Genomic DNA, 22,928 nt, shown 5'->3' on the forward strand with positions numbered 1-22,928 from the left:
CGCTCTTTCGGATAGAGCGCGCCGCGTAAGGAGATCACTTCTTCGGCAGCAGCTTGAGGCCGGGCGCCGGAAATTCCAGCGCGTCCTCAGCCTGCCCGGCCGCCGGAATTTCGATCCAGCGATCGGCAACCCCGTCACATTCCTGCACCACCGGGAAATGCAGCGTCTGGCCTGCCGGCAGGTCGGACGCCAGCGTCGCGCGAAAGACGAATTCGTCGTAGAACTCGTCCGGCAGGCTGCCGGCGCTCCAGTCGATCTCCTTGACGCCGCTGGTCACTGCCTGGCCGTAGAGCTGGTAGGACTTTTCGTATTTGCCGTTCTTGACCTGCAGTGTCCAACCCGGCTTCGGCATCGGTTTGACCGAGAGCACCCCTTCCGGGATCTGCACGCGCAGCGCGGTCGTCGCCTTGCCCTCGCAGCCATGCGGCACCCGAAGAACCGCCTTGTAGGTCGAGCCCACCGCCGCCTCCGGCGTTTCGAGCGTGATGTGGGCAAAGGCCGCGCTGGTCCCGAGGACAAGAAGCACGCAGCCGGGCAAAAGAGATTTCTTCATGACGGTACCTCTCGAAGCGGCCAAGTCAGTCGTCGTCCTGGGGCGCCGCGCTGCCGATGCCTTGCACGGCGAATTCAATCTGCAGGGGCCCGGCTTTCTCGAAGGTCAGCGTGGCGGAGAACATTTCGCCCTCCTTGGGCTGCCGCTTCAAATCCATGAACATCAAATGATAGCCGTTGGGCGCCAATGCGACCTTGCCGCCAGCCGGGATTTCGAGGCCGCCGGTGACCGGCCGCATGGTCATGACGCCATTGCTGACGCCCATCTCGTGCAGTTCGGCCTTGGCCGAAATGTCGGAGGTGATCGACAGCAGGCGATCCGCCGCACTGCCTGTGTTGGTGATCGTGAAGTAGCCGCCGGCCACCTTGGCGCCGGCTGGCGTGGCGCGCGACCAGGGGTGCCCGATCTCGAGATCGCCAAGCTTGAACTCGTGTGCCAACACCGTCTGGGCGCTGGCGAACAGGAGGGCAAGAACGCAAAGGGCGACGCCGAGACGCTGCTCGAAACTACCCAGTGAGAAGCGCCTGCGGCTGGATGCGGCAGCGCGAAAAGAGTGAGACATGATTGCTCCGTGGACTTTAGGGGATCGCGCCGATGGCCGGTCGCGAACGATGTCGACAAACGCGCCGGCAAAGCGTTGCGCGGCGCGAACCAGAACGGATCAGGCCGTCGCCGGTGGTGCGCGCGGATTGGACGGAGTGCGGGCGCGGGCGAAATCGCGATGCCGGAAGGCCGGCAGGAAAAATGCGATGGTTTCGATGGAAAGGCTGCGAGCCAGGCTCCCGGCTGCATCCAGCGGCGCATAGACCGCCGAAACGAGATTGCAGCCAAGCATGCAGCAAGCCGGCATGTGCTGCTGATGCGGATCGCCGGCGGGGAGTTGCGCCGCACCGTCATGGGTGCAGATCGTGTTGCCAAAAGCATCGAATTGCGAGGCTTTCGGCTCGACGCCGGACGCAAACGCGCCGAACATCGACTGGAGCACCAAAAGCCACGCCGCGGCGAACGCGACCGGCATGCTCCATCGTCTCCGGCGTATGGTCAAGAACCAGCCTCTTCACGCAGCAACGTCAGTTCTCTAGCACGGAGCCGGCGGCCGGAAAATCGCCAAAACGTTGCTGCGGCAACGCAACACAATCACGCGCGTTGCGGCTGCCTGCCCTCGGGAATGGACGTCAGCAGCGTGTGGCGGGCCGATTTCAGGTGCTTGCGGCAGGCGGCGTCGACCTTGGCGAGATCGCGCGATTTGAGCGCGGCGATATAGGCGAGATGCTCCTGGACCGCGACTTCGTTGCGCTCGCGCTCCTGCGCCTTGTTCCACTGGTAGTGGTAGTGGAAGATCATGGCGATGACGTCGTAGAAATCGACGATGAAGCGGTTGTGCGACGCCCGATGGATCAGCCGGTGAAAGCGCTCGTCAAGCTCGGAGAATTCGTTGAAGCGCACGGCGATCTCGCGCTCCAGCCGGTGATGCTCGTCTTCCAGGCGGTCGAGGTCGGCCCACACCGGGCTGTCCTCGGGCAGAGCGGCAAAGGCTGCGGCCGAGCGCAGTTCGAACATCTCTCGGATTTCGGTCAGCTCCAACGCGAAGGCGCGGGTAAAGCCTTTCAGCACCCAGTGGCTGTTGCGGCGCTTCTCGATCAGCCCAAAGCGCGAGAAGCGGATCAGGAATTCGCGCACGCTGGTGGTGCCGACGCCGATCTCGCGCGCCAGTTCGAGCTCGTTGATCTGCATGCCGGCTTCGGCACCGCTGGCAAGCAGCCGCCGCATGAAGGAGCGCTCGATGATCTCGGCCAGCGTGTCGGTTTCTTCCTCGGGGAAGAAATCGTCCGGTCGCGGTTCGCGCAGGACCATCTTGCTGCGCTTGTTCCAGTCGATCAGCCCGGTTTCTTCCATGCGCGCAAGGATAGTGCGGACCGTCGTGCGGCTGACGCCGAGCAGCGTACCCAGCTCCGGCTCCGAAGGCAGGCTCCTGGTTTCGTCGAGCAGCCTCAGACCGCGATTATAGGCGTCCTTGTAAACGTTGTTGCTCTTCGACATCCCTGCCCCGTGGCGCATCGGCGTTTGCGGCCAGTGTGAAGCGTTTCTCGCGCATGAAACCGGTACCTTTTCGGAAAACATCATGCGCAACGCTAGTTTTAGTTGTAGAGCCTACTTCTCGCATCCAAAGACGCGTCGCGCTCTGGCGAAAAAACAATTGACGCAAAAATGTTTTTTCACGATAAAAGACATTATATGTTAAGAGCCGCGTGTCAATCCGCTCGCGCACCCAGGAACACACCCAGGAAGCTCCCGTGAACGCCGCAAACAGCATTCTTCTGTCTCCCGCCGACAATGTCGCGGTCGCCAATGGCCGCATCGAGATCGGCACCGTGCTGCCGGGCGGCGCCGTCGTCGCCGCAGTGATCGAGCCGGGCCACAAAGTGGCGATCAAGCCGATTGCGGCCGGCGAGGCCGTGGTCAAATACGCCCAGGCGATCGGCCGCGCCACGCAAGACATCGCGCCCGGCGAGCATGTCCATTCGCACAATCTGGTCTTCGAAAGCGGGCGTTTGCCGGTGGTGCCGCCGAGCGAGGCTGTGCATGCGACCGAGGCCGATCGCGCCCGCACCTTCATGGGCTACCGCCGCGCCGATGGCCGCGCCGGCACGCGCAATTTCATCGGCATTCTCGCCAGCGTCAATTGCTCGGCCACCGTCTGCCATGCCATCGCCGACGCCGCGAACCGCACGCTTTTGCCGCAATATCCCGGCATCGACGGCTTCGTCCCGATCGTCCACGGCCAGGGCTGCGGCATGAGCGCCACCGGCGACGGCATGATGGTGCTGCATCGCACGCTGGCCGGCTATGCCCGTCACCCGAATTTCGGCGGCGTGCTGATGGTCGGGCTCGGCTGCGAGGTCAACCAGCTCACCCTCTACGGCCAGAAGGGCGTTGCCGCGGGAAAACGTCATTTCAACATCCAGGAAGCCGGAGGCTCGCGCAAATCGGTCGAGAAGGCGTTGGTCGTGCTGGCCGAGATCGCCGAGGAGGTCGGCAAGCTTCAGCGTGAGCCGATCCCGGTCAGCGAGATCGTCGTCGGCCTGCAATGCGGCGGCTCCGACGGCATGTCCGGCATCACCGCCAATCCGGCGCTGGGTGCCGCGGTCGACATTTTGGCCGGCGTCGGCGGTGTCGGCATCCTCTCCGAGACGACGGAGATCTACGGCGCCGAGCACCTGCTCGCCTATCGCGCCGCAACCCCCGAGATCGCCGCCAAGCTCGACGGTTATGTGAAATGGTGGGAAGACCACGTCGCCAAGCATGGCGCATCGATCGACAACAATCCCTCACCGGGTAACAAGCGCGGCGGCCTGACCACCATCCTGGAAAAGTCGCTCGGCGCGGTCGCCAAGGGCGGCCAGACGCCGCTCAACGGCGTCTTCGGCTATGCCGAAAAGGTCACCGGGCACGGGCTGGTGTTCATGGACACGCCCGGCTACGACCCGGTCTCGGCCACCGGCCAGGTGGCGGGCGGCGCCAATGTCATCGTCTTCACCACAGGCCGCGGCTCCTGCTTCGGCTGCCGGCCGACGCCGTCGATCAAGGTCGCCAGCAACTCGACCATGTATCACACGATGGAAGAGGACATGGACGTGAATTGCGGCGTCATCGCCTCGGGCGAAAAGACCATCGCCGGCATGGGCCGCGAGATCTTCGAACTGATCGTCGAGACGGCTTCGGGCCGCAAGACCAAGAGCGAAGAGTTCGGCTACGGCGACAACGAGTTCGTGCCTTGGCATCTCGGAGCGACGCTCTAAGCCGGACATGCGCAAACGGTCGCGAACACCGGACGTGATCGCCAGGCGTCACAGTTCCAACGCTCCCGAAAAAGAATGAACATTCCATATTGACTGAGTGATGGAATTAATATTCCATGCGACATATTGGAGGAGATTGGCAGCGGAGTTCCGAGGGAGCAAGCTTTCCCACCCAGCCATTCGAGCGGCCATCAAACATCGCTTGCGCCGACCGAGGTGATGCACTATCAAAATGCGGTAAATGTTTTTTATTGATAAAGTTCCGTTCGGGCCGCGCCATCCGAATGGAGCTTCCGTAACATTCACCGGGCGACTTAGGGAGGACTCCTAATGAAATTCGTGACCAGCATTCTCAATCGCCGCGCCTTCGTGGCACTCGCAGCCGCCTCGATGCTTGCCGGCGTGATGCACTCGGCCCCGGCATCCGCGGCCGACGCGACCATTCCGATCATCGTTAAGGACACCACGTCCTTCTACTGGCAGATCGTTCTGGCCGGCGCCCGCAAGGCCGGCAAGGATCTCGGCGTCAACGTGCCGGAGCTCGGCGCCCAGGCCGAGACCGACGTCAACGGCCAGATCTCGATCCTCGAAAATGCCGTCGCCGGTAACCCGGCCGCCGTCGTCATCGCGCCGACCGAAGCCAAGGCGCTCGGCAAGCCGATCGACGAGGCCGCCACCAAGGTCAAGATCATCGGTATCGACTCTGGCGCCGACTCCAAGGCCTTCACCTCGTTCCTGACCACCGACAACATCCAGGGCGGCCGCGTTGCCGCCGACGGCCTTGCCGCAGCCATCGGCGAAGCCAATGGCGGCAAGGTCGAGGGCGACGTCGCCCTGATCACCGCTCTTCCGGGCGCCGGCTCGCTCGAACAGCGCGCCCAGGGTTTTAAGGAACAGCTCGCCGCCAAATATCCGGGCCTCAAGCTGGTCGCCGACAAATACGCCGACGGCCAGGCCACCACCGGCCTCAACATCGCCACCGACCTGATCACCGCCAACCCCAACCTCAAGGGCATCTTCGCCTCCAACCTGATCATGGCGCAGGGCGTCGGTCAGGCGATCGCCGAGAACAGTCTGGCCGGCAAGGTCGGGCTTGTCGGTTTCGACAGCGACGAGAAGCTGATCAAGTTCCTCAACGACGGCGTCATCTCGGCGCTCGTCGTTCAGGATCCGTACCGGATGGGCTATGACGGCATCAAGACGGCGCTCGCCGCCTCGAAGGGCGAGAAGGTCGAGGCCAATGTCGACACCGGCGCCAATTTGGTTACCAAGGCCAACATGAAGGATCCGAAGATCGACGCGCTGCTCAACCCGAAGCTCGACTGAGCATAGCCGCAAGTGAACTGTTTCCGGGGCCTTTTTCGCCCCGGAAACATCCCACTCGTGCCAATCGCGAGGCCAATCTTTGGGGGCCAATCTGGGAGGATTGTCATGATGTCGACGGCGCAGGAACTCCATCCGGCCCCAACGCTTGAACCGGGCAGGACCATCCTCGAACTCCGCGGGCTGGAAAAGCGCTATCCCGGCACCCACGCGCTGAAGCCGGTCGACCTCGCCTTCAAGGCCGGCGAGATCCACGCCATCGTCGGCGAGAACGGCGCCGGCAAATCCACCCTGATCAAGCTTCTGACCGGCGTCATGCCGCGCACCTCCGGCGACGTCATCTGGGAGGGCAAGCCTGCCGCATTGGCAACGCCGCATGAGGCGATGGCGCTCGGCATCAATGCCGTGCATCAGGAAGTCGTCCTATGCCGCCATCTCACCGTCGCCGCCAACATGTTCCTCGGCGAGGAGGATTCCCGCTTCGGCATCCTGCAGCAGCGGGCGATGGTCAGGCAGGCGCAGAAGATCATCGACGATCTCGGCTTCGACCTGCCGGCGCATGTCATGCTGGGTGACCTGACCATCGGCCAGCAGCAGTTGATCGCCGCCGCCCGCGCCACGGTGCGCGGCACCAAATTCCTGATCTTCGACGAGCCGACCGCCTATCTTACCCGCAAGGAGGCCGACCAGCTGTTCACGCTGATCCGCCGGCTGAAGGGCGAAGGCGTCACCATCATCTACATCAGCCATCGCATGGAAGAAGTGTTCGAGCTCGCCGACCGCGTCTCGGTGCTGCGCGACGGCACGCTGGTCGGCACCAGGAACATTGCCGAGACCAATGACGCCGAGCTGGTCAAGATGATGATCAACCGCTCGATCGAGCAGGTCTACCACAAGGAGCATTTCACCCCCGGCGCGACCATCGTCGAAACCAGGAACCTGTCCGGCAAGGGTTTCGAAAATGTCTCGATGTCCGTCCGCGCCGGCGAGATCGTCGGCCTCTACGGCCTGATCGGCGCCGGGCGCAGCGAGTTCGTCACCACGCTCTATGGCCGGCACCGCAAATCGGCCGGCCAGATCCTGTGGGAGGGCAAGGAGGTCAAGGTCAATTCCGAACATGACGCGATCAGGCTCGGCATGGCGCTGGCCCCGGAAAGCCGCCGCGACCAGGGCCTCTGCCTCAACCTGCCGGTCGGACTCAACCTCAATCTGCCGATCTACAAGCGCATCTCGAGCAATCTGCTGATCTCGCGCGCGCAGGAAAAGGCGCAAGCCGATCGCCAGATCGCCGACCTGCGCATCAAGACGCCGACGCGCGGCGCGCTGGCCTCCAGCCTGTCCGGCGGTAACCAGCAGAAGATCGTCATCGGCAAATGGCTCGCCCATGGCGCCAAGCTATTCATCTTCGACGAGCCGACTGTCGGCGTCGACGTCGGCACCAAGGCCGAGATCTACCGGCTGTTCGGCGCGCTGTTGTCCAAGGGAGCCGGCATCATCCTGATCTCGTCCTACCTGCCCGAGGTCTATGAACTCGCGGACACGCTGCACGTGTTCCGGCGCGGCAAGCTGGTGGCCACGCACGGCTTTCGTACCGCTGACCACGAGGAGATCCTCACCCAGGCGCTGGCCGAGAAACAAGAAAAACCGGGAGGACGGATATGAGCACCGAGGCGATCGCTGCCGAAAGGCCGAAACGCAACTACAACGCCCTGTTCGGGCTGACACTGCTGGCGCTGCTGGTTCTTTTATGGATCATCCTGTCGGTGGCGACGCCGAGCTTCGCCTCCGCCAACAACATCTCCAACCTGTTGCGGCAAGGGTCGATGATCGCCATCCTGGCGGTCGGCCAGACCTTCGTCATCATCACCGGCGGCATCGACCTTTCCGTCGGCGCCGTGGTCGGCTTCGCCACCGTCATCGTCGCGATGCTGATCAACGCCGGCACACCGGTTTTCCTGGCCATCCTGATTACCTTGCTGGTCGGCGTCGCCATCGGCATGTTCCACGGCTTCGGCATCGTCAAGATGGGCCTGCCACCCTTCATCATCACCCTGGCAACGCTGACCTCGCTGCGCGGCATCGGTCTGTTGATGACCAATGGCAACTCGATCTCGATCAACAACGACGCCTTCCAGACGTTCTCGCGCAGTTCCTTCGCCGGCGTCCCCAATCTGTTCTGGATGGTGATCCTGGTCGGCATCCCAGCCTACATCTTCCTGCACCACAGCCGCTGGGGCCGCTATCTCTTCTCGGTCGGCTCCAACGCCGAGGCGTCGCGCCTGTCAGGCGTCAACGTCCAGCGCACCATCTACATGGCCTACACGCTGTCGGGCCTGTGTGCGGCCTTCGTCGGCGTGCTGCTTGCCTCGCGCATCGGCATCGGCAATCCGACGCAGGCCGAGGGCTGGGAATTGCAGGCGATCGCCTCCTCGGTGATCGGCGGCACCTCGCTGTTCGGCGCTGTCGGCTCCGTGCACGGACCGCTGCTCGGCGCCTTCATCCTTGCCACCATCAACAACGGCGCCAATCTGCTCAACGTCAATGCCTTCTGGCAGCGCATCATCACCGGCGTGCTGATCATCGTCATCGTCTATTTCGACGGGCTGCGCCGCCGCGGCAAATAGACCGCCTCCCAACAACCGCCGGCCTCGCGACAGCAGGACCGGCGGTGCCATGAACCGACTGGATTGAAGCATGAAAGCCGTCGTCTGCCGCTCGCCCGGCGAACTTGTCCTCGAAGACCGCCCGGAGCCCGGCGCGCCCCCCGCCGGCTGGGCGCTGGTCGCCGTCAGCCATGTCGGCATCTGCGGCACCGACTATCACATCTTCGAAGGCAAGCACCCGTTCCTCGCCTATCCCCGCATCATGGGCCACGAGGTTTCCGGCACCGTGATCGAGGTTGGCGAGGACGTCGATCTCGCCGTCGGCGAAGCGGTGGTCGTCAATCCCTATCTCGCCTGCGGCAAATGCATCGCCTGCCGGCAAGGCAAGCCGAATTGCTGCGTCAGGATCGAGGTGCTCGGCGTCCACCGCGACGGCGCCATGTGCGAGCAGATCCTGGTGCCGGCGCAAAATCTTTATCCGGCAAACGGCCTGTCGCTGGCCGATGCCGCCGCCGTCGAATTCCTGGCGATCGGCGCCCATGCCGTGCGGCGCTCGCTCGCTGATCCAGGTGCGCGCACACTGGTCATCGGTGCAGGCCCGATCGGGCTCGGCACGGCGCTGTTCGCCCGCATCGCCGGGCTAGACGTGACGCTGCTCGACATGAGTGCGGAGAGGCTGGGTTTCGCCGAAAGCGAACTCGGCTTCGCGACCCTCGACGGCTCGCGGGGCGCTGCCGACCTGGTGCGGGAAGCAACCGGCGGCGACGGCTTCGACGTGGTTTTCGATGCCACCGGCAACACCCGGTCGGTGCAGTCGGCCTTCGCCCATGTCGCGCACGGCGGGGCGCTGGTCCTGGTCAGCGTCGTCAAGGACGACATCGCCTTTTCCGATCCCGAATTCCACAAGCGCGAGATGATGGTGATCGGCAGCCGCAACGCCCTGCGTGCCGATTTCGACCATGTCGCCGCCTCGATCCGCAACGGCGCGCTGCCGCTGGCAAAGCTGGTCACCCACCGCACCACGCTTGGCGAGACGCCGCACGACCTCGCCCGCTGGGCGCATGAGAAGTCCGGCCTGATCAAGGCCGTCATTCAAGTCGGATGATGCCAGGGCTGCCGCATCTCAGAGCGCCGACAATTTGAGCTCGATCCGCTCGGCCGGGAAGCGCGACTCCGAAAACTGTATCGGCTGACCGTCGGGCGTGACGTTGACGGCGACCGTCACCAGCACGATGGCGCCGGGCTGCAGCTCGAGGTCCGCAAGGTCGGCGGCATCGGCATGGCGCGCCGACAGCACGGTAGATTGCCTGAGATAGTCGTCGATGCCGAAACGTGCCAGCGATGCGGTGATCGAACCGGTTTCCGCCATGGCGGCATCGATGCCGGCAAAGCGCCTGGCATCGAACCAGCCGGCCGCGCGGGACACCGGCATTCCATCGGCTTCGCCGCGCGTTTCCAGGCGTATCACATCGGCCCCCGTCGCAAGGCCTAAGCCCTCTGCGACACGACGGTTGGCCGGCTCGATCGATGACGCGAGCAAGGTGATATGCCGCTCGGACGCCTGTCCTTGCAATCCCTCGGAAAAGCGGGTGCGGGCGCCGATCGGATAAGACAGCCGCTTGCGCGACAGCACGAAGGTGCCGCGCCCCTGCTCCGCCCTGAGCACACCCTCCTGCACCAGCGCTGCGATAGCGCTGCGCACCGTGTGGCGGTTGACGCCATAGCGTCCGGCCAACGCGATCTCCGGCGGCAGCGCCGCATTTTCGGGAAAATCGCCGACGGCAATCGAATGCAGGATCTGATCGGCGATCTGCCGCCACAGCGCGACACCGCTGCGCCGCTCGATGCTGTTGGCTTGTCCGATCATCTCCCGCCCCAATTCCTTGCGCCGATCTTTTGGCCCGTGTCATGCACCCGTCATAGACACGCATTAGATAATAGGTATAATTTGTATAATTGTCTATATCAATAGACAAATTTTCGATGCAAGGGAATGTTAACCATGCGAGGACAGGAAGCGCGCGATCAGGCTGAGCGCAAGGCCGTGATGGCAACGCTGGCGCAATCGACCGGCGACGATATCGTCCGCCTCTGGGACGAAGCCGGCCTGCCTTGCGAAGCGGAACTTCTGCGTGGCCCCGAAACCGGCCTGGTTACGGTACGCGGCCGCATCGGCGGCGGCGGCGCGCCCTTCAATGTCGGCGAGGCGACGGTCACCCGTGCCACGGTGCGGCTTGCGTCCGGCCATGTCGGCCACTGCTACGCGCTCGGCCGCGACAAGCAGAAGGCAAGGCTGGCGGCAATCGCCGATGCGCTGTGGCAGGACCCGGCCCACCGCAATGAGGTCGAGACCAGGATCGTTGCGCCCTTGCAGGCGGCACTGGCCAAGGCGCGTGAACAGCTCCGCGCCGAGACGGCGGCGACCAAGGTCGATTTCTTCACCATGGTGCGCGGAGAAGACTGATGGATATCGCCACTCAATCCATTGAAGGCGGCTTCGCCGATCCGGTATTCAATGCCCAGACCGTATTCCGTGCCGTGATGGACGCGATGGCGCGGCCGGGCAGCGTCCAGCCCTTGCCGGCCCTTGCCCACCCCCCGGTGCCGCTGTCGGCCACCGCCGGCGCCGTTGCGCTGACGCTGTGCGACAACGACACGCCGCTCTGGCTCGACCCGGCTTTGCAGGGGTCGGCGGCAGTGAAATCCTGGCTTGGCTTCCATACCGGCGCGCCGCTGGCCAACACCCCGGCCGACGCGCATTTCGCGCTGATCGCCACGCCGGCCGAGATGATGGCGCTCGACGGGTTTTCGCAAGGCACCCAGGATTATCCCGATCGCTCCACGACGCTGATCCTCGAGGTCGGCGATCTCGTCTCCGGCGCTGCGCTGCTGCTCGAAGGCCCGGGCATCGAGAAGACGGCGACGATCGCGCCGGCGCAAATGCCGCGCCATTTCGTCGAGCAATGGAAGCAGAACAACCAGCGTTTTCCGCGTGGCGTCGATATCATCCTCGCCACGTTCGACGCAATTGCCTGCCTGCCGCGCACGACGCGCATCAAGATCATGGAGGCGTAGCATGTATGTGGCGGTAAAGGGTGGCGAGACGGCCATTCGAAATGCTCACAAATTGCTCGCCGACCGCCGGCGCGGCGACCGTTCGGTGCCGGCACTTCGTCTAGACCAGATCGTCGAGCAGCTGGCGCTCGGCGTCGACCGGGTGATGAGCGAAGGTTCGCTCTACGACAGGGAACTGGCGGCATTGGCGATCGTCCAGGCGCGCGGCGACATGATCGAGGCGATCTTCCTGGTTCGCGCCTATCGCACCACGCTGCCGCGTTTCGGCTACACCAGGGCGATCGACACCGGCACGATGCTGGTCGAGCGGCGGGTGTCGGCGACCTACAAGGACCTGCCCGGCGGGCAGCTGCTCGGCCCGACTTTCGACTACACCCACCGGCTGCTCGATCCCGAGCTTGCCGCCGGCGGCGAAGTCGCCGAGCCGGAACAGCGTGCCGGCGAGGCGGAAGCGATGCCGCGCGTCTCGGCCATCCTCGCCCGCGAAGGCCTGATCGAGCCTGATGGCGACATGCCTGGGGATCGTGTCCCCGGCGACATCACCCGCGAGCCGCTGGAATTCCCGATGGCGCGCGACATCCGCCTGCAGGCGCTGTCACGCGGCGACGAGGGGTTTCTGCTGGCGCTCGGCTATTCCACCCAACGCGGCTATGCGCGCAACCATCCCTTCGTCGGCGAAGTTCGCATCGGCGAGGTCGAACTGGAACTGGACGTGCCGGAACTGCCCTTTGCCGTGCCGCTCGGCAGCATCCGCGTCACCGAATGCCAGATGGTCAACCAGTTCAAGGGCTCGGCCAAGGCGCCGCCGCAATTCACCCGCGGCTACGGCCTCGTCTTCGGCCAGAGCGAACGCAAGGCGATGGCCATGGCGCTGTGCGACCGCGCGCTGCGCGCCTCGGAGTTGGGCGAGGATGTCATCGCCGCCGCGCAGGACGAGGAGTTCGTCATCTCGCATTCCGACAATGTCCAGGCGACCGGCTTCGTCGAGCATCTGAAGCTGCCGCATTATGTCGACTTCCAGGCCGAGCTCGACCTCGTGCGCCGCATGCGCACCGAGCACGACGCCCGCGAAAATGCCGGCAAGGGCGAAGAGAAGAGGCAGGCAGCGGAATGACTTCAGTTAGCTCCACCACCGTGACCTCCCCCGTCTGGGGAATGGCCTCCGGATCCGCCGTAACCGTTACTGCCGCCAATGGTCTCGCCTTGCGCGCCTTCCCTCGGCTCAGGAAGAACCATTCTTCGAAGCACAAAGGCAACCACCCCGACGAACACCAGCAACAGGATTCCGAGGCGCATCCATCCGGTCGGGGTCATCGGAGCCCAGCCCCTTTTCCGTGTCTTGGAACTCAATTCGGTAGCACAGAGCGGAAGCGATCGCCATGACCGACATCGCCACCTACAACTTCGCCTATCTTGACGAACAGACCAAGCGGATGATCCGCCGCGCCATCCTCAAGGGCATCGCCATTCCTGGCTATCAGGTGCCGTTCGCCTCGCGCGAAATGCCGATGCCCTATGGTTGGGGCACCGGCGGCGTCCAGGTTACCGCTTCGATCATTGGCCCGGACGATGTGCTCAAGGTCATTGACCAGGGCGCCGACGACACCACCAATGCCGTCTCGATCCGCGCCTTCTTCAAGAAGGTCGCCAATGTCGCGGTCACCACCGAAACGGCCAAGGCGACCATCATCCAGACCCGCCACCGCATCCCTGAATATCCGCTGAGTGCCGGTCAGGTGCTGGTCTACCAGGTGCCGATCCCCGAGCCGCTGCGCTTCCTCGAGCCGCGGGAAACGGAGACGCGCAAAATGCATGCGCTGGAGGAATACGGCCTTATGCATGTGAAGCTCTACGAGGACATCGCCAGGCACGGCCGCATCGCCACCACCTACGCCTACCCGGTCAAGGTTGAGGGCCGCTATGTGATGGATCCCTCGCCGACGCCGAAATTCGACAATCCGAAGATGCACCGTTCGCCGGCTTTGCAATTGTTCGGCGCCGGCCGCGAAAAGCGCATCTACGCGCTGCCGCCCTTCACCGATGTGGTCAGCCTCGATTTCGAGGACCATCCGTTCGAGGTGCAGACCTTCGACCAGCCCTGCGCGCTGTGCGCGGCCGAGAACGTCTATCTCGACGAGGTCATCCTCGACGACCATGGCGGCCACATGTTCGTCTGCTCCGATACCGATCATTGCGAGAAGCGGCGCAACGCCCCTACCTCCCCCTTGTGGGGAGGTCGCGCCGAAGGCGCGGGTGGGGGTACTGCCACCGCCTCACCCCCCACCCCGGCGCTACGCGCCGACCCTCCCCACGAGGGGGAGGGTAAGGAGAAGCAATGACCGACGAACCTTTGCTGCGCGTTTCGGCGCTGTCCAAATCCTACGGCTCGCGCGTCGGCTGCGAGAACGTCACTTTTGACCTCTGGCCGGGCGAAGTGCTGGCGGTGGTCGGCGAATCTGGTTCCGGCAAGACGACGCTGCTCAACTGCCTGTCAACTCGACTGCTGCCCAGTTCCGGCACCGCCAGCTACCGGATGCGCGACGGCCAGTTTCGCGAACTCTACCGCATGAGCGAGGCCGAGCGCCGCTTCCTGATGCGCACCGATTGGGGTTTTGTCCATCAGAACCCGGCGGACGGGCTGCGCATGACGGTGTCGGCCGGCGCCAATGTCGGCGAGCGGTTGATGGCGGTCGGCGACCGCCACTATGGAAAAATCCGCGCCACTGCCGTCGACTGGCTGTCGCGCGTCGAGATCGACGAGGATCGCATCGACGACGAGCCGCGCGCCTTTTCCGGAGGCATGCGCCAGCGCCTGCAGATCGCCCGCAACCTCGTCACCGGGCCGCGGCTGGTGTTCATGGACGAGCCAACCGGCGGCCTCGACGTCTCGGTGCAGGCGCGCCTGCTCGATCTGTTGCGCGGCCTGGTCACCGATCTCGGCCTGGCCGCCATCGTCGTCACCCACGATCTCGCCGTGGCGCGGCTGTTGTCGCAGCGCATGATGGTGATGAAGGACGGCCGCGTCGTCGAAAGCGGCCTCACCGACCGCGTCCTCGACGATCCGCGCGCGCCTTATACCCAGTTGCTTGTCTCCTCGATTCTGCAGGTGTGACGATGATTGCTCCGGCGTACCCCCCTCTGGCCTGCCGGCCATCTCCCCCTCAAGGGGGGAGATCAGCAGCTTTTATGTCCCGCCCGTTCTGCGACACAGGAGAATGGCGAAACCGAATGCGACAGCCAATCTCCCCCCCTGAGGGGGAGATGGCCGGCAGGCCAGAGGGGGGTGTTGGCCCGCAGACGAATGACGATTGGAGAACGCTCTGATGGCAACCCCGCTCGTTGTCTCCGATGTCGCGAAGAGCTTCACCATGCATCTGCGCGACGGCATCAAACTGCCGGTGGTCGCCGGTGTCTCGTTCGCGATCAGGGCCGGCGAATGCGCCGTGCTCGGCGGCCCGTCCGGCGCCGGCAAGAGCTCGATCCTGAAAATGCTCTACGGAAATTATGCCGCCGATGAAGGCCAGATCATCGTCCAGCACGAGGGCGGGCTCATCGATCTCGCCTCGGCCAGCCCGCGCACCGTGCTTGCCGTGCGCCGGCTTACCATCGGCTATGTCAGCCAGTTCCTGCGCACCGTACCGCGTGTCTCTGCGCTCGACGTCGTGGCCGAACCGCTGGTCGAGCGCGGCGAGGAGCGCGAGGTCGCGCACGGCAAGGCACGCGCCTTGCTGGCGCAGCTCAACCTGCCGGAGAAGCTCTGGGCGCTGCCGCCGGCGACGTTCTCCGGCGGTGAACAGCAGCGCGTCAACATCGCGCGCGGCTTCATCACCGAGCACCCGATCCTGCTGCTCGACGAGCCGACCGCTTCGCTCGACGCCAGGAACCGCGATGTGGTGATTTCCCTGATCGCCGCCAAGAAGGCAGCGGGCGTCGCTTTGCTCGGCATCTTCCACGATCACGACGTGCGTGAGGCGGTCGCCGACCGCGTCATCGACGTGACCGCCTTCGCCGCCGGGAAAATCGCCGCATGACCAGGAAACTGTCGGAGGCGCCGCTGATCCACGAGACGGCGGAAGTCGAGAACTCGACGCTTGGCCGCTGGACCGAGATCGCCGAGCGCTGCCGGGTTTCCGAAAGCACGCTCGGCGACTATTCCTACATGATGCAGGACTGCGGCGTCTGGTGCGCAACGATCGGCAAATTCGCCAACATCGCCGCAAGCGTGCGCATCAACGCTACCAACCATCCGACCTGGCGGCCGACGCTGCACCATTTCACCTATCGCGCCTCGGATTATTGGGACGACGCCGAGCACGAGAGCGAATTCTTCGCCAAGCGCCGCGCCAAACGCGTCACCATCGGCCACGACACCTGGCTCGGCCACGGCTCGACCATCCTGCCGGGCGTCACCGTCGGCGATGGCGCGGCGGTCGGTGCCGGTGCGGTGGTGTCGAAGGACGTCGCGCCCTACACCATCGTCGCCGGCGTACCGGCCAAGCCGATCCGCGAACGCTTCGACCGCCGCACCGCGGAGCGCTACCAGGCGCTCGCCTGGTGGGACTGGGACCATGCAAGGCTGCGCGCCGCGCTCGACGATTTTCGGGAATTGTCGGCGGAGACGTTTCTGGAGAAATATGGCGGCTGAGGGTCGTGAAATGGTGGTGAATGTGAATGGGGGCAGCGGACAGGTTTCGAGGCTCAGGGAAGCCGTTCTTATCACCATTCACCATTCGAGCTTCTCGCGCCGAGTTGATCCCGCCCCGCTCCAGGCTGTGGGCAGTAACAAAACTGACATCGTTCCGACACCGCAGGTTCATGCGGCTGCGCTAGCCAGGGTAAACAGACCTTCAATTGCGATTGGACTGGAGCCTGCACCATGTCAGCTACGCTCGAAATCCGCGGCGTCACCCGCCGGTTCGGCAAGAACACCGCCGTCAGCAATGTTCACATCGCGATTCCGCAAGGCCAGATGGTCGGCATCATTGGCCGCTCCGGCGCCGGCAAATCGACGCTGCTGCGCATGATTAACCGCCTCATCGATCCCAGCCAGGGATCCATCCTGTTCAACGGCGTCGAGGTCTCCGGGTTGCGCGGCTCGCCGCTCCGGCGATGGCAGCGCGACTGCGCCATGATCTTCCAGCAGTTCAATCTCGTGCCGCGCCTCGATGTGCTGACCAATGTGCTGCTCGGCCGGCTCAACCACCGCTCGACGCTGTCCAACCTATTTGGCATGTTCTCCCGCGGTGAATGCGCCGAGGCGGTTGCAGCCCTCGAGCGCCTCGACATCGCCCGCACCGCCCTGCAGCCGGCCGGCACACTTTCCGGCGGCCAGCAGCAGCGCGTTGCGATTGCGCGCGCCATGATGCAGCAGCCGAAGGTGTTGCTGGCGGATGAGCCGATTGCCTCGCTCGATCCGCTCAACGCCAAGGTGGTGATGGATTCGCTGCAGGACATCAATTTGCGCGAGGGCATCACCGTCATCACAAATCTGCATACGCTGGATACGGCCCGCACCTACTGCAACCGCATCATCGGCATGGCCGCCGGCAAGGTCGTCTTCGACGGCCCGCCCGAAGCCCTCAACCGCGAGGCCGTGCGCATGGTCTACGGCGCCGACAGCAATGGCGGCGAAATCTCCGAGGCCATCACCTCCACCAGTGTCGCCATCAAACAGAAAATCGCTGCATCCGCCGGACCGCTCGAGCCCGCATTCCCGGGATATTGAGAACGGCCTGATCGCCCGCCCGCGTCAAAGGCACCTGTCAAAAAATTCGAACGCTACCGGCGCGAGGCCGGGACCAACAGGAGAGAGATAATGTTCAGGAAGATGGTTTTTGGTGCCGTTTCATTGCTCGCCATCGCGGCAAGCGCCGCTCACGCCCAGGATATCAAGGAATTCCGCATCGGCATCCTTGGCGGTGAAAACGAAGCGGACCGGCTGCGCAACTTTCAGTGCCTCGCCGATCACCTGAAGTCCGAATTCGGCTTCGAGAAGGTCTCGCTGTTCCCGGCCGCCGACTATGACGGCGTTATCCAGGGCCTGCTCGGCGGCACGCTCGATTTCGCAGAGCTTGGCGCGTCGGGCTATGCCAGCGTCTACCTCAAGGATCCGAACGCCGTGACCCCGATCCTCACCACCCAGCAGACCGACGGCGCGACCGGCTATTATTCGATCGGCCTTGCGCTGAAGTCGTCCGGCATCACCGACATCAAGTCGGCCAAGGGCAAGAAGCTCGGCTATGCCGACCCGGATTCGACCTCCGGCTACCTGATCCCGCTGACCCAGATCCCGAAGGACACCGGCGCTTCGAACGAAACCTTCTTCGCCTCGACTCAGTTCAATGGCGGCCACGAGAACAACCTTCTCGCGGTTCGCGACGGCAAGGTCGACGTGGCGGTTGACGATTCCTCGGGCATCGGCGACTTCAAGAACGGCTACACCTCCGGCACCTTCCACAAGGAAGTCGCCAAGGGCGCCGTGGACCCCAACGATTTCGTCGAAGTTTGGCGCTCTGGCTCGATCCCGAACGGCCCGCTGGTCGTGCGCACCGCACTCGGCGGCGATATGAGCGCCAAGCTCGCCAACTTCTTCACCAGCCTGCCGGCCAAGGACAAGCCTTGCTTCGAGGCCATCGAAGGCGGCGATTTCACCGGCTACGTTCCGGTGAAGCCGGACTTCTACAGCGTCATCGTCGAAGCCCGCAAAGCCGCGATCGGCGGCTGACGACAATTGCGGAAAGGGCGGCGTCCTTCAGCGCCGCCCTTTTTGCGTGTCCGCTCGTGACCCCGTATGACCTTCGCCGCTACAATTCGTTCAGACGCGGTCCGGCAGGCAGCAGACGCCTGGCGACGCCAGACGTCCTTGCGCCGGTTCTACACGGCGCTCGGCATCGGCTCACTGCTTGTCGCCATGTGCACAGCCATGTGGTTCGCCGACGAGGCCAATGCCGGACATTTCTTCGATCGGCTGCCGCACATACTGGATTTCCTTGGTTGGCTTGTTCCCAAGGACTGGAACGACGTCTGGCGGGCGCTGTTCGACATCGCATCGCCGCACGACAAGGGCAGCCAAGAGTTCAACTTCCCGCTTGGCCGCGTCTATCTCTGGGGCGGCTTTTATCTACCCGAATATTTCGAGCTGATGCTCACCACGCTTAACGTGGCGCTGGTTTCCACTTTCATCGGCTTTGTCTTTGCGGTGCCCTTTTCCTTCATCGCCGCGCGCAACTTGACGCCCAGTCCGGTGCTCAGGCTCGTCGTCAAGCGCTTCATGGAACTGCTTCGCGCCTTCCCCGAGATCGTCATTGCCGGCCTGTTCGCAGCCATCCTCTCGACCGGCCCGGTCGCAGCCATCATCGCCATCGGCCTGCATTCCATCGGCGCCCTCGGCAAGCTCTTCTACGAGATCAACGAAAACATCGACATGCGCGCCGAAGAAGGCCTGCGCGCGGTCGGCGCCAACTGGTTCGAGCGCGTGCGCTTTGCCGGCCTGCCGCAAGTGCTGCCCAATTTCATGTCCTACACGCTGCTCAGGATCGAGATCAATGTGCGTATCTCGACCATTATCGGCGCGGTCGGCGGTGGCGGCATCGGCGAGGAACTGAAGCTCTCCATCTCGCGCGGCTTCGGCGCCAAGACGCTGGCATTGGTGCTGCTGCTGTTCACGACGATCTTCCTCGTCGACCAGTTTTCCGCCTGGCTACGCCGCAAGCTCGTCGGCGAGCAGGCATTCATGATGGGTGCCTCACCATGATCCCAAAAAGTGGATTCCGGTTTTTGGAAAAGATCATGGCAAATCAACAAGAAGACTGCCCATGGCCGCAATGACCGCCGATGAGATGCGGTCGATCGAGGAGCGCTTTCCCCAAGTGTTCCGGCGGCCCTTGTACAAACGCTTCGGCCCGCTGGTCCTGTTCACCGGCATCCTGCTCTATCTCCTCTACGCCTTGTGGTTCTTCTGCCTGCCGCAAGTACTGAGGGAATCGCACTGGGAGCGCCTGCCGCTCTTCCTGACGCAATGGATCAGCTACGATCTGCAGCCGGAATTCCGTCTCGACCAGCCTCGGATCACACCCAGATACCCGCGTTTTTCGGCGCTCGGCGAAGACCCGCATCCCGATTGGGTCATCACCAACGCCAACGGCTCCTACACCATCCTGATCGACGGCCGGGCCAAATCGGTCACCTTCGACAAGACCGAGGCGACGCTGGTCGCCAATGGCCAGACGGTGCCGGTGTCCTTGGCCAGCGGCAAACCGGTAATATCCGGCCCGGTGCCGGAGTGGATCACCGCGCATGACGATGAGATCGTCGCCAGGATGGGCTTTGCCGGCGAGGTCCGTATAACCGTCGATCGCGTCAAGGTCCGCAAACGCTTCCTCGGCTGGGCGAATTTCGTCTTCGACACACGCTCGCCCTTCTTCGGCAAGTCGCCCGGCGAGGTGGTCTCGTTGCTGATGTCCGGACCCCAACTCAAGCCGGGCACGTCAAACATTGCGCTGGCCGCCGACAATATCTGGAACAACGCCCAATGGCAGCATGGCGACGTCTGGACGAAGCTGTTCCAGACCATCGTCATGGCGTTTCTCGGCACCTTGCTCGGCGGCATCGTTGCCTTCCCGCTCGCCTTCTTCGCCGCCCGCAACATCACCCCGAGCGGCCTGCTTAGCCAGGTGCTAAAGCGGTTCTTCGATTTCATGCGTTCGGTCGACATGCTGATCTGGGCGCTGTTCTTCACCCGCGCCTTCGGCCCGGGCCCGCTTGCCGGCAGCGCCGCGATTTTCTTCACCGAGATCGGCACGCTCGGCAAAGTCTATTCGGAAGGCCTCGAGAACATCGATGACAAGCCACGCGAGGGCATCCAGTCGACCGGCGCCAACGGCTTGCTGGTGCAGCGCTATGGCGTGCTGCCGGAAGTGATCCCGGTCTTCATCAGCCAGACACTCTATCAGTGGGAATCCAACACCAGGGGCGCGACGATCATCGGCGCCGTCGGTGCCGGTGGCATCGGCCTGAAGCTCTGGGAGGCGATGCGCACCAATTCCAACTGGGCCAATGTCTTCTACATGGTGCTCTTGGTCCTGCTCGTCGTTTTCATCTTCGACAACATTTCCAATTTCCTGCGCCGCCGCTTGAGCAGGACGATCCACGACTACAACCGGATCCAGGCCGGCCAGGGCTGACGGGGGCGTTGCGCAGGCGTGCGGTTAGGGCGCCTTCCTCCATCCATTCCTGATATGCCTGTAGCCGTCGCGGTAAACAGCTTCCGGGCCTTCGGAAAAGTCGCGCCACACCTTGGTGGCCGCGGCCAAATCCTTCAGCGAACGCCCGAACGCCTCGATCGTCAGCCAATCGTCATAACCGCTCTTGCGGATGGCAGAGAACGTCTCTTTCCAAGGGACGTGGCCGCGACCCGGCACGCCGCGATCGTTCTCCGAAATGTGGATATGGACGATGTTCTTGCGGTTGCGCGTATAGGCCCCGATCGGGTCAGCTTCTTCGATATTGGCATGGAAGGTATCGTACATCGCCTTGACGTGCGGCCGGTCGATCGCGTCGATATGCTCCGACAGATCGTCCATCGTGTTGAGCAGATAACATTCGAAGCGATTGAGCGCCTCCAGCCCGATAGTGACGTTTCTGTTGCCGGCATGATCGCCGATGGCGCGTTGCGAGGCGACCGAGCGCTTTTTCTCGGCCGCCGTCGGCCCGCTGCCGGAGAAGGCCCCGAGTGTGGAATGCAGCGGGCCGCTCAACGTGTTCGCGCCAAGCGCCTGAGCGCAGTCGATCGCCGATTTCATGTAGTCGATACCGGCCTTGCGCGTCGAGGCGTCGGCCGAGATCAGGTTCATCGCCGGATCGCCCATCGCCGAGACGGCGGTACGTTGCAGCCCGATGCGGTCGAGCAGCTCACCGAGCTTCTTGTAGTCGTCCGGCGTGCCGGAGAAGACCGGTATCTCGACGCCGTCGAAGCCGGTCGCCTTGATATCCCTCAACAACGGCTCGTGTTTTTTCGTGACACTGGTCGTCCACAACAACATGCACATGCCGATTTTCATCGACGCCCCTCCCCTTTGACGGCCGGGCTTGCTCCTCCGGCGACTTCGCCACAAGCCCCCCATCCGGCCACTTCGCGGCCACCTTCTCCCCTCTGGGGAGAAGATGCAGACGCCAACGCAGGCGATCTCCTCTCCCCTCGGGGAGAGATCGGAATGCCCCGAATTGCCCTTGCAATTCGGCTGGCATCCGGGTGAGGGGGACTTCCCGTTAACCGGACGCAGTGATTAAAGTTTCGTCCACGCTCCATTCTTCTTCGCCGATTTCACGCAGGCCTCGATGAAGGCCATGCCTTCGACGCCGTCTTGCACAGTTGGGAAAACGACATCCTTAGCCGGCTTGCCGCCCTTCCGGCGCGCCGCACGAATGGCCCGCGCGGCTTCCTGGTAGATGTTGGCGAAACCTTCGAGATAGCCTTCCGGATGGCCTGGCGGAACGCGGCTGACGCGCCCGGCGACGGGCAACGCTCCCGCGCCGTTTCGGGTGATCAACTGCTTCGGCTGGCCGAACGGCGTGTACCAGAGATAGTTCGGATCGGCCTGCACCCATTCGAGCCCGCCCTTCGAGCCGTAGATGCGCAATTTCAGGCCGTTCTCGTGGCCGGGCGCCACCTGGCTTGCCCAGATCATGCCCTTGGCGGAGTGCGACCCGCCGACCGGCTTGAAGCGCAGCAGCACATTGATGTTGTCGTCGAGCAGCCGCCCCGGTACGAAGGCATCGAGATCGGCCGACAACGAATCGAGCTCCAGCCCGGAGACGAAACGGGCGAGGTTGTAGGCGTGCGTGCCGATATCGCCCAGCGCACCGCCGGCACCGGCCTGCTTGGGGTCTGAGCGCCACGCAGCCTGCTTCTGGCCGGTGGCGGCCAGATCTTCGGTCAGCCAGTCCTGCGGATATTCCGACTGCACGATGCGGATATCGCCGAGCTGTCCTTTGGCCACCATCTCGCGTGCCTGCCGCACCATCGGATAGGCGGTGTAGTTATGCGTCAGCACAAACACCTTGCCGGTCTTTTCGACCAGCGCCGCCAGCTTCTTTGCCTCGGCCAGCGTCGTCGCCAGCGGCTTGTCGCAGATGACGTGGATGCCGGCCTCGAGAAAAGCCTTGGCGGCCGGCACGTGCACATTGTTCGGCGTGACGATGGCCACCACCTCGATGCCGTCCGGCCGCTTGGCCTCGGCCTGGGCCATCTCGGCATAGGAGCCGTAGCTGCGTGCCGGATCGAGCCCAAGCTCGGCCGCCGAGGCCTTGGCGCGCTCCGGATTCGACGACAAGGCGCCGGCAACCAGCACGAACTCGTTATCAATGCGCGCCGCGATGCGGTGCACCGCGCCGATAAAGGCGCCTTGTCCGCCGCCAACCATGCCGTAGCGGATCGGACCGCCTCCCGTTTCCGTCTTCGATGCGCCAACCATGATTTTCTCCCTCGTTATCTGAGATACCCCTCCCCCCCTTGAGGGGAGGGTCGACGCGTAGCGCGGGGTGGGGTCGATTCATGCCGAGCTCTACGCCCAGCGA

General features: G+C 63.9%; 24 protein-coding genes. 16 read left to right on the plus strand and 8 right to left on the minus strand.

Annotated features, from left to right (window positions below):
• Positions 1-34 precede the first annotated feature (34 nt).
• From NKJ23_RS00565 to NKJ23_RS00585, 5 genes are all read right to left on the minus strand, one after another.
• Complete coding sequence (locus NKJ23_RS00565; protein WP_352456800.1) at positions 35-553, minus strand: YcnI family copper-binding membrane protein; 519 nt, start codon at positions 551-553, stop codon at positions 35-37.
• A gap of 25 nt (positions 554-578) precedes the next feature.
• A complete protein-coding gene (locus NKJ23_RS00570) occupies positions 579-1,115 on the minus strand; it encodes a copper chaperone PCu(A)C (protein ID WP_352677641.1) in 537 nt (178 codons plus the stop codon).
• A 99-nt stretch (positions 1,116-1,214) separates the two neighbouring features.
• A complete protein-coding gene (locus NKJ23_RS00575) occupies positions 1,215-1,571 on the minus strand; it encodes a DUF2946 family protein (protein ID WP_352677643.1) in 357 nt (118 codons plus the stop codon).
• A 119-nt stretch (positions 1,572-1,690) separates the two neighbouring features.
• Positions 1,691-2,593: a GntR family transcriptional regulator gene (locus NKJ23_RS00580; RefSeq protein WP_352677645.1), complete on the minus strand. Its 903-nt coding sequence runs from the start codon at positions 2,591-2,593 to the stop codon at positions 1,691-1,693.
• Positions 2,556-2,867 carry a hypothetical protein gene (locus NKJ23_RS00585; RefSeq protein ID WP_352592773.1) on the minus strand — a complete coding sequence of 104 codons (312 nt, stop codon included), beginning with the start codon at positions 2,865-2,867 and terminating at the stop codon, positions 2,556-2,558. The genes NKJ23_RS00580 and NKJ23_RS00585 overlap by 38 nt, the downstream gene beginning before the upstream one ends.
• Between NKJ23_RS00585 and NKJ23_RS00590 the strand changes: the two genes are divergently transcribed.
• From NKJ23_RS00590 to NKJ23_RS00610, 5 genes are all read left to right on the plus strand, one after another.
• Positions 2,848-4,353 (plus strand): UxaA family hydrolase, encoded by a 1,506-nt coding sequence (locus NKJ23_RS00590; RefSeq protein WP_352592776.1) that lies wholly within the window; start codon positions 2,848-2,850, stop codon positions 4,351-4,353. The two genes, NKJ23_RS00585 and NKJ23_RS00590, sit on opposite strands and share 20 nt — an antisense overlap.
• A gap of 330 nt (positions 4,354-4,683) precedes the next feature.
• Positions 4,684-5,679 carry an ABC transporter substrate-binding protein gene (locus NKJ23_RS00595; RefSeq protein ID WP_023675208.1) on the plus strand — a complete coding sequence of 332 codons (996 nt, stop codon included), beginning with the start codon at positions 4,684-4,686 and terminating at the stop codon, positions 5,677-5,679.
• Positions 5,680-5,784: 105 nt separating this feature from the next.
• Positions 5,785-7,338: a sugar ABC transporter ATP-binding protein gene (locus tag NKJ23_RS00600; RefSeq protein WP_352456805.1), complete on the plus strand. Its 1,554-nt coding sequence runs from the start codon at positions 5,785-5,787 to the stop codon at positions 7,336-7,338.
• Positions 7,335-8,300, plus strand: coding sequence for an ABC transporter permease (locus NKJ23_RS00605; RefSeq protein ID WP_352448376.1), 966 nt, complete (start codon positions 7,335-7,337; stop codon positions 8,298-8,300). The genes NKJ23_RS00600 and NKJ23_RS00605 overlap by 4 nt, the downstream gene beginning before the upstream one ends.
• A 70-nt stretch (positions 8,301-8,370) precedes the next feature.
• On the plus strand, positions 8,371-9,384 hold the full coding sequence (locus tag NKJ23_RS00610; RefSeq protein ID WP_352577422.1) for a zinc-binding alcohol dehydrogenase family protein: 1,014 nt from the start codon (positions 8,371-8,373) through the stop codon (positions 9,382-9,384).
• Positions 9,385-9,402: 18 nt separating this feature from the next.
• Here NKJ23_RS00610 and phnF read toward each other — a convergent pair whose 3' ends face one another.
• Positions 9,403-10,146, minus strand: coding sequence for a phosphonate metabolism transcriptional regulator PhnF (phnF, locus tag NKJ23_RS00615; RefSeq protein WP_023675205.1), 744 nt, complete (start codon positions 10,144-10,146; stop codon positions 9,403-9,405).
• Positions 10,147-10,281: 135 nt separating this feature from the next.
• Here phnF and phnG point away from each other — a divergent pair, with 135 nt between their 5' ends.
• From phnG to phnE (NKJ23_RS00670), 11 genes are all read left to right on the plus strand, one after another.
• The gene (gene phnG, locus NKJ23_RS00620; protein WP_352577420.1) at positions 10,282-10,743 is read left to right on the plus strand and encodes a phosphonate C-P lyase system protein PhnG; all 462 of its coding nucleotides are present in this window, start codon (positions 10,282-10,284) and stop codon (positions 10,741-10,743) included.
• Positions 10,743-11,354, plus strand: coding sequence for a phosphonate C-P lyase system protein PhnH (gene phnH, locus NKJ23_RS00625; RefSeq protein WP_352577419.1), 612 nt, complete (start codon positions 10,743-10,745; stop codon positions 11,352-11,354). Before phnG ends, phnH begins: the two co-directional genes overlap by 1 nt.
• Position 11,355: 1 nt before the next feature.
• Complete coding sequence (locus NKJ23_RS00630) at positions 11,356-12,468, plus strand: carbon-phosphorus lyase complex subunit (RefSeq protein ID WP_352577418.1); 1,113 nt, start codon at positions 11,356-11,358, stop codon at positions 12,466-12,468.
• 265 nt (positions 12,469-12,733) lie between these two features.
• Complete coding sequence (locus tag NKJ23_RS00635; RefSeq protein WP_502899011.1) at positions 12,734-13,693, plus strand: alpha-D-ribose 1-methylphosphonate 5-phosphate C-P-lyase PhnJ; 960 nt, start codon at positions 12,734-12,736, stop codon at positions 13,691-13,693.
• On the plus strand, positions 13,690-14,466 hold the full coding sequence (phnK, locus tag NKJ23_RS00640) for a phosphonate C-P lyase system protein PhnK (RefSeq protein WP_352577417.1): 777 nt from the start codon (positions 13,690-13,692) through the stop codon (positions 14,464-14,466). The genes NKJ23_RS00635 and phnK overlap by 4 nt, the downstream gene beginning before the upstream one ends.
• Before the next feature lie 211 nt (positions 14,467-14,677).
• On the plus strand, positions 14,678-15,385 hold the full coding sequence (gene phnL, locus NKJ23_RS00645; RefSeq protein WP_352633814.1) for a phosphonate C-P lyase system protein PhnL: 708 nt from the start codon (positions 14,678-14,680) through the stop codon (positions 15,383-15,385).
• Complete coding sequence (locus NKJ23_RS00650; RefSeq protein ID WP_023675198.1) at positions 15,382-15,999, plus strand: DapH/DapD/GlmU-related protein; 618 nt, start codon at positions 15,382-15,384, stop codon at positions 15,997-15,999. Before phnL ends, NKJ23_RS00650 begins: the two co-directional genes overlap by 4 nt.
• Positions 16,000-16,230: 231 nt before the next feature.
• Complete coding sequence (gene phnC, locus NKJ23_RS00655; RefSeq protein WP_023675197.1) at positions 16,231-17,079, plus strand: phosphonate ABC transporter ATP-binding protein; 849 nt, start codon at positions 16,231-16,233, stop codon at positions 17,077-17,079.
• A 90-nt stretch (positions 17,080-17,169) separates the two neighbouring features.
• On the plus strand, positions 17,170-18,078 hold the full coding sequence (gene phnD / locus NKJ23_RS00660; protein WP_352448387.1) for a phosphonate ABC transporter substrate-binding protein: 909 nt from the start codon (positions 17,170-17,172) through the stop codon (positions 18,076-18,078).
• Positions 18,079-18,144: 66 nt separating this feature from the next.
• Entirely contained in the window at positions 18,145-19,107 is a 963-nt protein-coding gene (phnE, locus tag NKJ23_RS00665; protein WP_352677648.1) for a phosphonate ABC transporter, permease protein PhnE, read from the plus strand.
• A 61-nt stretch (positions 19,108-19,168) separates the two neighbouring features.
• The gene (gene phnE / locus NKJ23_RS00670; RefSeq protein ID WP_352677649.1) at positions 19,169-20,536 is read left to right on the plus strand and encodes a phosphonate ABC transporter, permease protein PhnE; all 1,368 of its coding nucleotides are present in this window, start codon (positions 19,169-19,171) and stop codon (positions 20,534-20,536) included.
• A 24-nt stretch (positions 20,537-20,560) separates the two neighbouring features.
• Here phnE (NKJ23_RS00670) and NKJ23_RS00675 read toward each other — a convergent pair whose 3' ends face one another.
• Together NKJ23_RS00675 and NKJ23_RS00680 are read right to left on the minus strand one after the other, a co-directional pair.
• Complete coding sequence (locus NKJ23_RS00675; protein ID WP_352677650.1) at positions 20,561-21,412, minus strand: sugar phosphate isomerase/epimerase family protein; 852 nt, start codon at positions 21,410-21,412, stop codon at positions 20,561-20,563.
• Positions 21,413-21,637: 225 nt separating this feature from the next.
• Positions 21,638-22,825, minus strand: coding sequence for a Gfo/Idh/MocA family protein (locus tag NKJ23_RS00680; protein ID WP_023675192.1), 1,188 nt, complete (start codon positions 22,823-22,825; stop codon positions 21,638-21,640).
• Between the last annotated feature and the right edge of the window lie 103 nt (positions 22,826-22,928).

The organism is Mesorhizobium sp. M0184, assembly GCF_040322215.1.
In the GTDB taxonomy this organism is placed as follows: Bacteria; Pseudomonadota; Alphaproteobacteria; order Rhizobiales; family Rhizobiaceae; genus Mesorhizobium.

What these genes read in the sequence shown, in the direction of transcription:
- NKJ23_RS00630 (WP_352577418.1), top strand. Translation starts at nt 11,356, where the DNA reads ATGTATGTGGCGGTAAAGGGTGGCGAGACGGCCATTCGAAATGCTCAC.
- phnD (WP_352448387.1), top strand. Translation starts at nt 17,170, where the DNA reads ATGTTCAGGAAGATGGTTTTTGGTGCCGTTTCATTGCTCGCCATCGCG.
- phnH (WP_352577419.1), top strand. Translation starts at nt 10,743, where the DNA reads ATGGATATCGCCACTCAATCCATTGAAGGCGGCTTCGCCGATCCGGTA.
- NKJ23_RS00605 (WP_352448376.1), top strand. Translation starts at nt 7,335, where the DNA reads ATGAGCACCGAGGCGATCGCTGCCGAAAGGCCGAAACGCAACTACAAC.
- NKJ23_RS00575 (WP_352677643.1), bottom strand. Translation starts at nt 1,571, where the DNA reads ATGCCGGTCGCGTTCGCCGCGGCGTGGCTTTTGGTGCTCCAGTCGATG.
- NKJ23_RS00565 (WP_352456800.1), bottom strand. Translation starts at nt 553, where the DNA reads ATGAAGAAATCTCTTTTGCCCGGCTGCGTGCTTCTTGTCCTCGGGACC.
- NKJ23_RS00580 (WP_352677645.1), bottom strand. Translation starts at nt 2,593, where the DNA reads ATGTCGAAGAGCAACAACGTTTACAAGGACGCCTATAATCGCGGTCTG.
- phnC (WP_023675197.1), top strand. Translation starts at nt 16,231, where the DNA reads ATGTCAGCTACGCTCGAAATCCGCGGCGTCACCCGCCGGTTCGGCAAG.
- NKJ23_RS00570 (WP_352677641.1), bottom strand. Translation starts at nt 1,115, where the DNA reads ATGTCTCACTCTTTTCGCGCTGCCGCATCCAGCCGCAGGCGCTTCTCA.
- phnE (WP_352677648.1), top strand. Translation starts at nt 18,145, where the DNA reads ATGACCTTCGCCGCTACAATTCGTTCAGACGCGGTCCGGCAGGCAGCA.
- NKJ23_RS00595 (WP_023675208.1), top strand. Translation starts at nt 4,684, where the DNA reads ATGAAATTCGTGACCAGCATTCTCAATCGCCGCGCCTTCGTGGCACTC.
- NKJ23_RS00585 (WP_352592773.1), bottom strand. Translation starts at nt 2,867, where the DNA reads ATGCTGTTTGCGGCGTTCACGGGAGCTTCCTGGGTGTGTTCCTGGGTG.
- NKJ23_RS00600 (WP_352456805.1), top strand. Translation starts at nt 5,785, where the DNA reads ATGATGTCGACGGCGCAGGAACTCCATCCGGCCCCAACGCTTGAACCG.
- phnL (WP_352633814.1), top strand. Translation starts at nt 14,678, where the DNA reads ATGGCAACCCCGCTCGTTGTCTCCGATGTCGCGAAGAGCTTCACCATG.
- phnK (WP_352577417.1), top strand. Translation starts at nt 13,690, where the DNA reads ATGACCGACGAACCTTTGCTGCGCGTTTCGGCGCTGTCCAAATCCTAC.
- NKJ23_RS00610 (WP_352577422.1), top strand. Translation starts at nt 8,371, where the DNA reads ATGAAAGCCGTCGTCTGCCGCTCGCCCGGCGAACTTGTCCTCGAAGAC.
- NKJ23_RS00650 (WP_023675198.1), top strand. Translation starts at nt 15,382, where the DNA reads ATGACCAGGAAACTGTCGGAGGCGCCGCTGATCCACGAGACGGCGGAA.
- phnG (WP_352577420.1), top strand. Translation starts at nt 10,282, where the DNA reads ATGCGAGGACAGGAAGCGCGCGATCAGGCTGAGCGCAAGGCCGTGATG.
- phnE (WP_352677649.1), top strand. Translation starts at nt 19,169, where the DNA reads ATGGCCGCAATGACCGCCGATGAGATGCGGTCGATCGAGGAGCGCTTT.
- NKJ23_RS00635 (WP_502899011.1), top strand. Translation starts at nt 12,734, where the DNA reads ATGACCGACATCGCCACCTACAACTTCGCCTATCTTGACGAACAGACC.
- NKJ23_RS00675 (WP_352677650.1), bottom strand. Translation starts at nt 21,412, where the DNA reads ATGAAAATCGGCATGTGCATGTTGTTGTGGACGACCAGTGTCACGAAA.
- phnF (WP_023675205.1), bottom strand. Translation starts at nt 10,146, where the DNA reads ATGATCGGACAAGCCAACAGCATCGAGCGGCGCAGCGGTGTCGCGCTG.
- NKJ23_RS00680 (WP_023675192.1), bottom strand. Translation starts at nt 22,825, where the DNA reads ATGGTTGGCGCATCGAAGACGGAAACGGGAGGCGGTCCGATCCGCTAC.